At 38.0% G+C, this 13,298-nt stretch carries 11 protein-coding genes; 9 read left to right on the top strand and 2 right to left on the bottom strand.

Annotated elements, in window-relative coordinates:
* Positions 1–48 precede the first annotated feature (48 nt).
* The gene (locus tag J0M37_15750; GenBank protein ID MBN8586543.1) at positions 49–2,934 is read right to left on the bottom strand and encodes an N-6 DNA methylase; all 2,886 of its coding nucleotides are present in this window, start codon (positions 2,932–2,934) and stop codon (positions 49–51) included.
* A gap of 167 nt (positions 2,935–3,101) precedes the next feature.
* Here J0M37_15750 and J0M37_15745 point away from each other — a divergent pair, with 167 nt between their 5' ends.
* From J0M37_15745 to J0M37_15710, 8 genes are all read left to right on the top strand, one after another.
* Positions 3,102–3,536 (top strand): YbaN family protein, encoded by a 435-nt coding sequence (locus J0M37_15745; protein ID MBN8586542.1) that lies wholly within the window; start codon positions 3,102–3,104, stop codon positions 3,534–3,536.
* Complete coding sequence (gene ruvB / locus J0M37_15740; GenBank protein ID MBN8586541.1) at positions 3,537–4,577, top strand: Holliday junction branch migration DNA helicase RuvB; 1,041 nt, start codon at positions 3,537–3,539, stop codon at positions 4,575–4,577. It abuts the gene before it with no gap.
* A gap of 45 nt (positions 4,578–4,622) precedes the next feature.
* Positions 4,623–5,240 carry a DNA-3-methyladenine glycosylase gene (locus J0M37_15735; GenBank protein MBN8586540.1) on the top strand — a complete coding sequence of 206 codons (618 nt, stop codon included), beginning with the start codon at positions 4,623–4,625 and terminating at the stop codon, positions 5,238–5,240.
* Between the two features lie 12 nt (positions 5,241–5,252).
* Positions 5,253–6,008, top strand: coding sequence for an ABC transporter ATP-binding protein (locus J0M37_15730; GenBank protein MBN8586539.1), 756 nt, complete (start codon positions 5,253–5,255; stop codon positions 6,006–6,008).
* A gap of 40 nt (positions 6,009–6,048) precedes the next feature.
* Complete coding sequence (locus J0M37_15725; protein MBN8586538.1) at positions 6,049–7,980, top strand: hypothetical protein; 1,932 nt, start codon at positions 6,049–6,051, stop codon at positions 7,978–7,980.
* Positions 7,981–8,110: 130 nt separating this feature from the next.
* Positions 8,111–8,521, top strand: coding sequence for an ATP-binding protein (locus tag J0M37_15720; protein ID MBN8586537.1), 411 nt, complete (start codon positions 8,111–8,113; stop codon positions 8,519–8,521).
* Positions 8,522–8,531: 10 nt separating this feature from the next.
* Positions 8,532–9,830: an erythromycin esterase family protein gene (locus J0M37_15715; GenBank protein ID MBN8586536.1), complete on the top strand. Its 1,299-nt coding sequence runs from the start codon at positions 8,532–8,534 to the stop codon at positions 9,828–9,830.
* Between the two features lie 2 nt (positions 9,831–9,832).
* Positions 9,833–11,623 (top strand): hypothetical protein, encoded by a 1,791-nt coding sequence (locus tag J0M37_15710; GenBank protein MBN8586535.1) that lies wholly within the window; start codon positions 9,833–9,835, stop codon positions 11,621–11,623.
* On the opposite strand, the gene J0M37_15705 is transcribed toward J0M37_15710, so the two are convergent.
* Positions 11,620–12,528 (bottom strand): NAD(P)/FAD-dependent oxidoreductase, encoded by a 909-nt coding sequence (locus J0M37_15705; protein ID MBN8586534.1) that lies wholly within the window; start codon positions 12,526–12,528, stop codon positions 11,620–11,622. The genes J0M37_15710 and J0M37_15705 overlap by 4 nt on opposite strands.
* A gap of 198 nt (positions 12,529–12,726) precedes the next feature.
* On the opposite strand from J0M37_15705, the gene J0M37_15700 reads away from it, so the two are divergent.
* Entirely contained in the window at positions 12,727–13,263 is a 537-nt protein-coding gene (locus J0M37_15700) for an AAA family ATPase (protein MBN8586533.1), read from the top strand.
* Positions 13,264–13,298: the final 35 nt, after the last annotated feature.

The raw sequence follows: 13,298 nt of genomic DNA, 5'->3' as shown, positions 1-13,298 counted from the left end.
TTTAAAAAATTTCTTTTCCAGTTTATTTAGCTAAACTAATAGTTCTTTTCATCCCTCCACAACCTTAATTTCTTCTTCAGTCAAACCATAAAGCTCATACACCAATGCATCTATTTTTTTATCGGTGTAGGTTATGCGCTGCTTTAAGTGTTCCTGTTCCTCGCCGGGTTTAGACTTTTGCAGCTCTTTGTTAAGCTCAAGCATCGTTTCTACATGCTTTACTATCTCATCATGTTTTTTCTTTTCTACGGGATTGGTGAAGTCGATTTTGTGAATTGGAAGTTGTGAAACATTCGTTTTTTTAACTTCTGCCAATGCCTCACCTGCTTCAGGATTTATTTTCTGATAGTACCAGTTTAACAATTTTGAATTTATAATACCGAGAAGAAAAGCTAGTTTAACGTTTAGTGATTTGTGGGGTACTAAAACATGCATATTATTTAGACAAAGATATTTTTCTAGTTCAACAACCCCTATTAAACTGTCCCCTGTCTGCCTCATGAATATTTTTTCTTTAGCATCGAAATTTGCAGCAGGTCTAGGTTCGGCTAACCATTCTCCATATTTTATGTATCTGACTTCAATGGGTTTCAAAATGTATCTTTGAATATCAGAACCTCTTAGATACTTTCTATATGTATTATCATTCTTTACATTACTGTCAAAAACTCTATTTTGTACGTCCTTTCTTATTTGCTTCGGTTTACCTTTTCCTACTTGATATGGTTTAATTCCGACATTTATATCGCAAAAGTGTTCTAAGTCAAGAATATTTTTCAACATTTTTTTAATGATACGTCGGTCTTCGTTTGTTAAAAAGATGTTGATTACGTCACCATTTGGCGAAATCCATTCTTCCTGCTTATGGTAGATTAATAGATTATTTGCGTCTCCTAAATTTTGATCCTTTTCTACTACTGTTACTTTGACTAAATTATTCTCAACAATTTCCTTTTTTAAAAGAATAATTTCAGTATCTACTGTAACTTTAAAAACTTTCTTCTTAAAGTGTACAATTTCAAGTATCGAAGTATTCTCTGTTGTATATTTCCTCAGTTTTTTTTGTAAAAGATTTGTAAGCCAAGGATTTGGTATAATCATACCTAAATGCCCAAGTGTTTTTAATAGGGTAGAAATACTTCTTTCAAGGAAGAGTAAATAACTATCAAGCTGATAATTTTGGTGTTTATATCTCTTTAAGAAGTAATCCTTAGAATCATCAGTAAATAATGCACCATATGGTGGATTTCCAATCACGCAATCAAATCCACCCTGTTTAAATACTTCCGGGAATGCGGCTTGCCAGTTGAAAGGCTTAATTTTGCGTTCCGTACCGGCAAACTCAAGCTCACCATCGTAAAAATCCAGGTCAATCAGTGAATTACCGCTTTTAATGTTATTTTCAAGTTTAGGTAAAATACGCTCATGCATAAAGCTCATAGTTTGCTGTACGGATGCAAGTGTTTCACCTTCCATGCACTTTAACAGCAGGCTAAGTTTTGTAACTTCCGTTGCCTGTGTATCAATATCAACACCGTATATGTTATTAATGAGTATTTTTTTCTTCTCAGCGGTTGTTAGCCTGCCATCTGGGGTTAAGGTTTTTTCTTTTCCTCCCTTACCCATGTAATAACTCAAATGCCAGTCAAGCAAGTATTGGTATGCCCCTATAAGAAAGCTTCCGCTTCCGCAGGCCGGGTCAACAATTTTTATTTTCTCAACTTCTTTAGGTGTTTTGCCTTCTACAAGCTTACCAACAGTATTTTTTACAATGTAATCTACAATGTATTGCGGTGTGTAATATACACCTCCTGCTTTTCTTACTTCGGGCTTTTCTTCTATCCTGGCTTTATGGCTTGGTGTAAGCCTGATTACCTTACCCAAGAACTGCTCATAAGCAGAGCCGAGTATTTCAACTGAAAGAACGGAAAATTCATACGGAGAAACGGGGTAGTAAAGCTCTTCTATAATTTTCTTTAATACCTTGTTGTCAATATTCAGCTTACTTGTGGTATTATCCTTGGCAAGATCAAATAGACCTGAATTATATTTTTTATCTGCTTCTTCGAAGTACTTGAAAAGGTTACTGTACACACCCCCCGCCTTCGGCGTACCTCTCTCGCCAAGGGGATCTTTGACTAGAGGGGAATAGAGGCAATGCTTAAGTTTCTCATAAGGCTCAACTCCTCTATCTTCGCATATTCTTAAGAAAATAATTCTATCAAGTGTCTGCTGTACCGCAAAGTTAAGCTGGTCTTCATTCAGTTTTACGTTGTTAATGCTTATTGTTTCGGCAAGCAGTTTACGCCACTCGTTAAGTGATTCCAAAAATTCCTTATCGACAGTTGCGGTTCCTTTTTTACCGGTATCGCTTAAAACAAACTTATCAAAGCTGCCTTTAAGTACACGTTCTTTTGAAAATGTATCCCACAGGAAATCAAATTCCGTAATATATTCTTTGTAGCCAAGGTATTTTATTCTGGCTGTTGAAGCTTTATCGGTGGCTTTGGGTTTTTTGGTGCAGTCGTATATTGCGAACTCTTCAAAATCGGTAACAATAGATATTGGAAGTTTAGCTGACCAGCCATAACGCCTTATCTGGTAAGCAGGCGGTATTTCTTCTTTCACAAATACACTCGGTTTTTTGGCCTCTACAAAAAAGAGCCGTTTACCCCCCGCGAGCCTGAAGGAATAATCAGGCGCTTTGGTAGCGCTGCCAATTTTAATTTTATCTTCGTGTATTACTTCGCGGTAGGCTTCGGCATTACCCTGTTCATTATCCATATCCCAGCCCAGGGCTTTAAAGAACGGGTCTATAAAATCCCTCCGGGTAAGTGTTTCGTTATAATCTGAATGTTTATAAGAGCCTATCTGCTCAGAAAACCTGTTAACTAATTGACTAATTTTCTGAAATGCTGATTCTTTAGTAACCATAAGATTAATTTGTTAGAAATAAGTATCCAAATTTAGTTAATATCACTAACTTAATAAAGGCTTTTTGTATCAGCAGATTTTGTTTTCTGATTTAATTTATATTCTAAAACAGGTGATTTTATGTAGACTTTTAATAATGATAAAATTTCCACAAATTTAGAAATATTATGTCAAATAATCATCAAAATAACAAAATAAACGAGGAAATTCTTCCGCACCGTAACCCGGTGATTAGGTGGACACTTTTGGTGAGCGGATTTGTTTTGGTTGCTATCGGTGTGCTGGGTATGTTCCTGCCTTTGCTTCCTACAACGATATTTTTTATACTGGCTGCATGGTGTTTTGCGCGCAGCTCTGAGAAATTTCATCACTGGCTTCACAATAACAGGTACTTCGGCAGGTATTTAGCAAACTACCGCACAAAAGGCGGTATGACCCTGGGATCAAAAATATTTTCGATCGCTTTTTTGCTGGCAGGTATATCGGTATCAGTAATTTTTCTTACCGAAAATCTTTACATCAGGATACTGCTGGCTTCAATTGCTGTTGGTGTAACATGGCATTTATTGGCAATAAAAACCATAGAAGCAGAGAAAAAATAAATGGCTAAAAGAGAGTCCGGTAAAATTACACCTGATGCGCTTGCAGAAGACAGGGAAATGCTAAATGAGCTTCGCCCGCATGCATTCACCGATTTTACCGGCCAGGAAAAGATAAAAACCAACATAGGCGTTTCAATAGCAAGCTCCAGAAAGCGCAGTGATTCGCTTGATCATGTGCTGTTCACGGGTCCCCCGGGACTTGGCAAAACAACCCTTGCATATATAATTGCCGCCGAAATGAATTCACGTATTATCACAACCTCGGGTCCAGTGCTTGAAAAGCCCGGCGATATTGCGGGAATGCTTACCAAGCTTGAGGCAAGGGATATACTTTTCATTGATGAAATACACCGCATACCAAAAGTTATTGAAGAGTACCTGTATTCCGCAATGGAAGATTACAAGCTGGATATAATTATTGACCAGGGTCCCGGAGCAAGAAGTGTAAGCCTTCAGCTTGAAAAGTTCACATTAATTGGCTCAACAACACGGGCCGGACTTTTGAGCGCTCCTTTACTTGACAGGTTCGGTATCCGCTGCCGCCTGAATTATTATAATACAGATGAGCTGGCTGATATTGTAAACCGATCTGCGGGAATTCTGAAAATAAGGATCGAAGATGAAGGCGCATTAATTATTGCAAAGCGTTCAAGAGGTACTCCGAGAATTGCTAACCGCCTGCTGAAACTTACCCGTGACCTTGCAATAGTAAAGAATAAAGGTGTAATTACAGCAGAAATAGCAGATGAAGCGCTTAATAACTGGGAAATTGATCATCTTGGACTGGATGAGCTGGATAAAAGGATATTAACAACTATAATAGAAACCTATAAAGGCGGGCCTGTAGGGCTGAATTCAATAGCTGTTTCAGTAGGAGAAGAGCCGGGTACAATTGAGGAAGTTTATGAACCGTTCCTCGTACTTGAGGGATTTATAAGGCGTACTTCAAGGGGCAGAGAGGCAACTGAGCTTGCATATAAACATCTTGGTATTACAAAGAAAAAATCCTTAAAAGAACAAAATGGTTTATTTGACAGCTGATAAAAAAATATTTTCACCGGGCATGTAATACTTGGTTTTTAAAAATTGGAATATAAAAAATTAAGTAAAGAGTTTTATTATAAGACCTGTTTAAAAACTGCAAAAGAATTGATTGGAAAGATAATTGTTCGCAAAAAAGGAAAAAGGTTTTATTCAGCGGTAATTGTTGAAACAGAAGCTTACCTTGGAAATGCAGATGCAGCTTCACACTCATTTAACGGAAAAACAAAACGCAATGAAGTGATGTTTGGCGAATGCGGAAATGCATATGTGTATTTTACATACGGAAACCATTACTGCCTGAATGCAGTAGCAGGAAAAAGCAATTCAGCTCATGCTGTACTTATAAGAGCGGCAGAGCCGCTTGAAGGTATAAAATATATGCAGCGGAACCGGGGAACTGATGATATTTATAATCTGCTGAGCGGTCCGGGTAAGCTTTGCGAAGCTATGGAAATAAATCTTGCTCAAAACGGTATATCACTTGCAGGCGATGAGCTTTTTATAGCGGAATCGTTTTCAAAAAATAACCGGAAGATCAAAAGCACCAAAAGAATTGGGATATCGAAAAATCCGGATGTACTTTACAGGTTTATAGACCCGGAGAGTCCGTTTGTTTCAAGAATAAACTATAAAAAACTGCTTAAGCTTCTTAAAAATTAAACCAGCTTTTTAATGATAATTGCTGAAAATCTTGTAAAAGTATATTCAGGTGATGTTAAAGCGCTTGACGGGATTTCATTTCATATAGAGCCGGGCGAAGTGTGCGGTTACCTGGGTTCAAACGGCGCGGGAAAAAGCACTACTATACGTATCCTGTGCGGAATGCTGGAGGCAACTTCGGGGAATGTAATAATTAACGGTTTTAATGTTAATGATGACCCTACTATGGTAAAAAAAATGATAGGGTATGTTCCCGAAACCGGCGCGCTGTTCCTTTCACTAACACCCTTCGATTTCCTTGAGTTTGTATGCAGAATGTATGATATGCCGAAGGATGTTTACGTTCAGCGAATATATGCATTTATGGAGCTTTTTGACCTCAAAAATGAAATTAATACTCCAATGCATGCCTTTTCCAAAGGCATGCGGCAGAAAGTGCTTATAATATCATCACTTATTCACGACCCGGAAGTAATTGTTTGGGATGAACCTCTTAGCGGAATAGATTATGATACAACACTTACAATCCGAAACCTGGTAAAAGATCTGAGGCAAAGGGGAAAAACCTTTTTTTATTCAACCCACATTGTGGAAAGCGCAGAGAAAATATGCACAAGGGTAATTATACTTAACAAAGGAAAGATAGCTTTTGAAGGAAGTGTTCATGAAGATTCACCGGCTGAGCTTGAGCAGTTAATGGGCAAGTACAGTGTTATGCCCGGCGTAAATGAAAAGATCACCGGAATTTTTGGGAATAATAAGCAGTAAAATTATAACAGCAATATAATATATCCCGCAGGGAAAATTCTTGAAGAATATTTTATGTAAATGGGCTGCCTTCTTAGCCGTTATTCAGTGTACTGTAATGGCTCAAAGTGATTTTACAGACGTGCAGACATTTATAGATTCAAACATAACCCGTAATTTCCTTTTCACCAACTTTGATAACAATAAAAATTCCGCTTCATATATTTCACGTTTCAATTTTTATAAAAAACATAAAAGGCTCAATGTTTTTTTAAAAAACTATTATTCATCATCTGTTACAAAGCTTGATGAAAACCTTTACCGCGATTTTGATAATGTGAAAATTACTGCCGGCTACAGTGTAAATGATGTGATAAATGTTTCGGCAAACTATTTCGGCCAGTTCTTCAGTGATGACAGAACTTTCCAGCTAAAAGGCTCATCATCCAATATGGGCTATATAAGCGGACTTTATGACGCAGTAGTTAAGGGTTCGCAGATTTATTCTGTGCTTAACGCGGGGTATAAGGTTGAAAGCCAGTATGATGAGCTGAACAAGGGACCGAGTGTTTCAGGTGAATTCAGTATCTATAATCTCAGCCTTTCTGATTTCCTGGTTGACGGACAGCTGAAGCTGGGTTATGAAACCCTTGACCCGCGCAAAAAAAGCCTTGTATACAGCCGTGTTTATTTTGAAAAACCGTTTGAAAATAACCTGGCGCGGAATGAATTTGACGGGACTTTTTCAAGGGTAAGAAAGGATTTTTACTTTCCCGCTGATAATAATTCTATCCAGCAGTACGGTATTAAAAATAACATCGAAAAAAGAACAGAAAATATTTTTAAGTTCTACAACAGGTTTGATTATACAGTATCAAAAACACTGGCTGTAGTATTTAATATTAACCCTGATTACAGAAGGATCACAAAAGAAAATACATACATCCCTGTAACTACAAATACCCAGCCCGGAATATATGATACCGATATTCAGGAGCTGAGCTTTGCAGGTGATATTGCGCTGAACTTTCAGTTCCCAAAAGTTGATTACCAGCTTAAGGCATATTACCGTGAGCGTGATGAAAAGCATTTCCTTATAAATTCTTCCAGGATAAACAGCAATTTTGTTAATATTATAGAAAACAACGAGGCGACAAAGAACAATCATTCAGCGATATTCAAGCTGAATTCAAACCTTTATTATAATATTGATCTTATGAACAGGGTTGAATTTTCAGGAAGCGCTTCAATTATGAAATACGATACGCAGAGTGATTTTAACTATGATGACAGAGATGAACTTGGATATATTCTGTATGCTGCTCACAGGTTCAATAATCTTAGGAATCTTATATTGATAACATCGTTCGATGTGAATCTTTATCACACAGTATATATATTCTCACAAAAAAGCTCAAATAATAACTGGAACAGGGTCATAAGGTTCACAAGCAAAAGCTTTTTTGAGCCATCTGAACATTTCAGGAATGTAGGTACATTCAGCGTTCTGGCTAATTATACAGTTTATGATTTCCAGGATATTATTTCAAGTGTGAAGAGTTATTCTTTCCGCCAGCTGAACCTTAAGGATTCACTGATAGTCAGGTTTAACGAACATTTCGGCACAGATATTTACGGCGAGGTGAAGCTGTATGAAAGGGGAGAGCTGAACTGGAGCGAATTTACCCAGCGGCCGGTGAACTATTTTGAGGACAAAATTATTAATTCTGAATTGAATTATTTTTTTAATAAATTTATAACTTTATCAGGCGGTTACCGCTGGTTTGAGCAGCGAAGGTTCAATTATGTGGCAGGTGAGCGGGTTTTTGATAATTATGTGCGGACAATGGGTCCGTTTGTTAAGCTAAGGGCGGAATGGAAACGGAATTCCGTAATTGAACTGATATGTTCATATGATTATTACAGGTATGGTGACGGTAACCCCGGAACTGACAATGGTAATATTTATCTAAATGCCAGTTTGAATTTTTGACAGATCATGATCTGTGCTGTTAAAATCCCCGTAAGGATTTATGCAAAGCATTATTCTTTGAACAAACTGTGCTAAATGTATAATTTGTACTAAACATCCCCCTTTTTAAGGGGGAATATAAAAGCATATATTGAAAAAATACTTTCTTGAAATAAGCTCGGAACGGAAAAATATTCAAAAGGTTGAAGAACTTATGCTGAATATCAATAAAGATTTCGGCCTGCCTGAAGATGAATATAACAAGATGATGATCGCGGTAACTGAAATTGCCATGAACGCAATTGTGCACGGCAACAAAGAAAGTATGCTGAAGAAAGTAAAAATGTATGTTGAGCATAATGAGCGCACAATTAAAGTAATGATATTTGATGAAGGCGACGGCTTTGAAATCAGCCGCCTGCCGGACCCGACTGATATGGATAATATACTTGATGTACACGGCAGGGGAGTTTTTATAGCGCGCGCAATGGTTGATGAATTCTATTACCGCAATGAAGAAGGCAAGGGCTCTGAGTTTGTGATGATAGTTAATAAGAAGTAAACCCATACCCATGAAAAATCTCTATATCTTAATTCTAGCCTCTATAATCCAGATTTCATGTACCAGCCAAGAAGTTATTGAAAAGAGCAAATCCCTTGAACCTGTACTTCAGACCATAAAGACAATTGATCCAAAGGATGAAGATTACTCAGATCTTCAGTTTCTTAAAAATATTATTGAACGGGATTCTGTTCAGGTAATTTTGCTTGGAGAGCAAACCCACGGAGATGGCTCAACTTTTCTTGCGAAATCCCGTTTAATTAAGTTTCTCCACAAAGAAGCGGGTTTTGATGTACTTGCTTTTGAAAGCGGGTTGTTTGATTGTACCAATGCATGGGGTGATATCCAGCGCACGGGGAACTATACAGAAGGCATAAGGAAAGCTGTTTTCCCCATGTGGGTGAACTCAAATGAATGTGAAGAACTGGTACAGTATCTTCAAAGTACGCTGCAATCAGGCAGGCCGCTGGAGCTTTCGGGGTTTGATTCGCAGTTAACGGGATACGAAAGCTGCCAGTTATTACTGGATCAATTATATAAACATGAACTTAATTTCTTAACTCAGGGTGAAAAGAATCTCTTTGTAAAACTTGTTTGCCTTAATGAAGAGATAAAAAGCGGCAGAGACAGAACATATAATAATATACTTATAGATAAGGTCATTAACAGTTTGGATAGTTTATCTAAAACAGACGAAAAATTTGAATTCTGGAAACTTGTAATTGAAGGTGTAAAGCTTAATTATAACGGTTACCTGGCAATGAAATATGAAACAGTTAATCACAATGACGCCGGTCTGATAAATGCAAGAGATCAGCAAATGGGTAAAAATTTGCTATGGTTAGCGCAGAATAAATTCAAAGGCAAAAAGATAATAGTTTGGGCAGCCAGTTTTCATAACTCCAGAAATCTATCATCAATTTTAGGAAAGGAAGCTGATTCATCATTTATAAATAATCTTTACAAAAAAACAAAAACTATGGGCGATGCAGTTTATAATGAATTAGGGAAAAAAATGTATTCAATTGTCTTTACCGGGTACAGCGGAAGCAGCAGGAATATTCAAAAATATGATGAAACAGAGGTCACAAATGCATCTGAAAACTCACTTGAATATATATTAGAGTACTGCGGAAAAGAAAATTCATATATAGATTTAAGAGATCCATCTAATCCGGGGTGGCTCAGTGAAAATTTTGTTATGAGACCTTTGGGAAACAAAGAAATGGAAGGGAAATGGAGTAACAGCGCAGATGGAATTTTTTACATAAAGAATATGAAGCCAAGTACATTTAGCAATGAAAAATAATATTGTTTAATAATTTAGGAAATATAAAAATGCTGCCGCCGGTAAGCTGGTTTAACTTAAAACAGCTTGCAGGTACTGCTTATAAATCGATCATTTCAACAATTATCGGTGAGCAGTCAGACCGCAGGCTTATGCTTGCGCTGGCATCCAGCGAGAAGGAATTTTATAATTATACCCGGTATCATAAGATAATTAACGGAAAGATCGTTCCTGATGAAGATTCCAAACGCAAAGAAATGTGGCTGGATTTTATTGCTGATACGGGTGACGGCTGGAATCCTACCTACAGCGTAGCATATTATGCAGCTAAGCAGGGATTAGATCTAAAGTTTGGTGACAGCTCATTTGAGACCAAAAGGGGCGAAGTGCTGATATTTGGAGGGGATGAAGTATATCCCGCGCCTTCAAAACAGGGATACAGGGAGAGACTCATCACACCATATGAACAGGCTTTTGGCGATGATAAGCCTGAAAATCCGCCGCATGTTTTTGCATTACCCGGCAACCATGACTGGTATGACGGGCTTGAATCCTTCACCAGGCTGTTTTGTTCAGATCTCGGGTCGCGTAAGTTCGCAGGCGGCTGGTATTCGCGCCAGAAGCGCAGCTACTTCGCGCTAAAGCTTCCAAATAACTGGTGGCTGCTTGCATCAGACGGTCAGCTTCATTCAAATATTGATACCGCGCAGCTTGATTACTTCAGGGCAATTGCCGATGGCCATATGAAAGAAGGCGATAAAGTTATATTATGCATATCAGAGCCTGTTTGGATCTATGCGCATAAATATAAAAAGTTCGGTGGTGAGTATGATGAAAGCGACCTTATTTTCCTGCAGGAAGAGATATTAAAGCCAAGAGGTGCTGAAGTAAAAGTATTCTTAACCGGTGATCTTCATCATTACAGAAGGCATGAAGAGCTGAACGCGAAAGATACAGGGGCAAAAGTACAAAAAATCACAGCCGGAGGCGGCGGAGCGTTTATTCATCCGACTCATGGAGGTGATTTTTCATTGCTTACTGAAGAAAAACAGCTCCCGGGACAAAAACCCCGTGAGTTTGAGCTTAAGAAAAGCTACCCTGATGTTAAAACTTCTAAAAAGCTGGGGTGGATGAATATTTTTTTCCCGTTCACAAATCCCGGATTCGGAATTCTTACCGGTTCATTTTATTTAATCACTATCTGGATAGTCAGCTCAACTTTTCATTTTGATTTTGCACATAATGTAAGGGGCTTTTTTGACCAGACTCTCAGGGCATTCCTTATAAATCCCGTTGCTGCCCTTTGGCTTGGCGCTGTGGCTGCTGCATTTGTTTTCTTTACCGATACACATTCAAAATGGTACAAATGGCTTGGGGGTTTGTCACATTTTTTTATGAACCTGTTCAGTATAGCTTATATCGGACTATTTGCGACATACATTAATAATACAGTTTTCAATGAAGGAGTTGTTACGGGATTTATATTTATTCCGCTGATCGTTTTCTGGTTAGGCTGGTTCTTTGGCTCGCTTAATATGGGAATTTATCTGACTGTATCTATGAACATTTTCGGAAGGCATGATAATGAAGCGTTTTCAGCGCTGCGGGTGCAGGATTACAGGAATTTTTTGAGGCTGCATATTGATGAAGAAGGCACGCTTACAATTTTCCCGTTAAAGATACAAAAAGCCGCCCGCAAGTGGCGGTTCAGGAAGTCCGGTGAAGCTGATAATTCATACATAGTACCCGAAGACGGCTCAATACCTGAGCTTATCGAAGAGCCGATAGTAATCAGAAAAACCAAGGAGAGCTAAAAATCTTCATCAGCCAGCTCTTTATTCACAGCAGCGCCAGCCATGGTACCCGAAAAAACTGCAGCAGATACAGACCTCATAGGGAAATAATTATCACCGCAAACGAACACACCATCAATATTTGTTTTCTGAAGGTTATCTGCCTGGTAATGGCCGGTATCGCTCATTTCACAGCCAAGCTTTGATGGGATATCACACTGCTGAACAAAAGGAATTTTAGCATAAAGCGCCTTCAGCTTTTCTGAGCTGCCATCTTTAAATACCAATTCTTTGATATATCCTTCTGTGTGTATTATTTCCGCAATTTCAGATTCTATTATTTTGATATTATTGTTTGCGAAATCCTCTTTCTGCTTAGAGGTAAATTCAGAGCTGCCATTGGTATAAATGGTAAGATCCTTTGATAAATTATAAACAAGCTTAGATAGTTCAAAAGCAGGCTCACCGTTTGCGAGAATGCCTGTAGTTTCATTTCTGAATTCATAACCATGGCAATAAGGGCAGTGAATAACTGAAATACCCCAGCACTCAGAAAATCCTTTTATATCAGGCATTAGATCTTTAATACCTGTGGCGAAAATTAATTTTTTCGAATTAAATTTCAAACCGCTTGCGGTGGTGACCTCAAACCCATTATCAGTTTTTATTCCGCTCACAGCTAACCCATTATAGAATTCAACGGTTTTATAAAGTTCAACCTGTTGTTTAGCTTCCTGCGATATTTCAGCGGGAGTTTTGCCGTCATTTGTGAGAAAATTATGCGAATGCGGGGTCTGTATGTTGCATGGCGTTCCGCTATCAATAACCAGGGTTTTTCTAAGGGATCTTCCCAGCGACATTGCCGCAGAAAGCCCGGCATAGCTTCCGCCGATAATTATTACATCAAAGCTTTGAACATTATTCATAATATTTATACTCTAAACATGTTTCCGCAGAACTGAATTTAATAGTTCTTATTTAATTTATAAAGTTTTAATTTTGCAATATACGGATAAAAATATTAACCGTTTGTTTAGTATTATTACTGTATGCAATTTTACAGGTGAATAAATCCCGGCAGTAAGTGTGCTTTTAGACCAGCAATTTTTGGCATTTTATTATAAATGATAAAAGGAAAAAAAATATTAATTATAGGTCCAAACGGCAGCGGCAAAACTACGATCGGTAAAAAGCTGGCAGCCAAAACCGGGCTGCCTTTTTATGAGCTTGATTACTATTCATGGCAGCCTAACTGGGTGGAAACAGATTATACTTTGTTCCGTAATAAGACCATCGAATTGACTTCACTTGAGGAATGGATAATAGACGGCAATTATGCAAGGAACCAGGATGTAACACTTCCAGCCTGTGATACTGTAATATGGCTGGATGTACCGCATTACGTTTCGGTTTACAGAACATTCAAAAGATCGGTATTTCGTGCCTTAAGCGGTGACCCGCTGTGGCACGGTAACCGCGAAAGCTTCAGAAGGCTGTTCTCGAAGGATTCAGTGATGAAATATGCATTCTTTTCCTATAAGAGAAAAAAAAGAAGATATAAACTGTTTATGGAAGAAAAATTCAGTGAAAAAAACTGGGTAAGGATAAGAAACAGAAGTGATGAAATGAAATTCTGGGAGAAAATAAAATTCATCCGGTGAACTTTATTAGCCCGCAGGGCTTAAAGTGACAGGAT

Source organism: Ignavibacteria bacterium (assembly GCA_017303675.1).
Classification (GTDB): domain Bacteria; phylum Bacteroidota; class Ignavibacteria; order Tepidaquicellales; family OLB5; genus OLB5.
The sequence above is the reverse complement of the archived record's forward strand: the minus strand, read 5'-3'. Positions and strand labels throughout refer to the sequence as shown.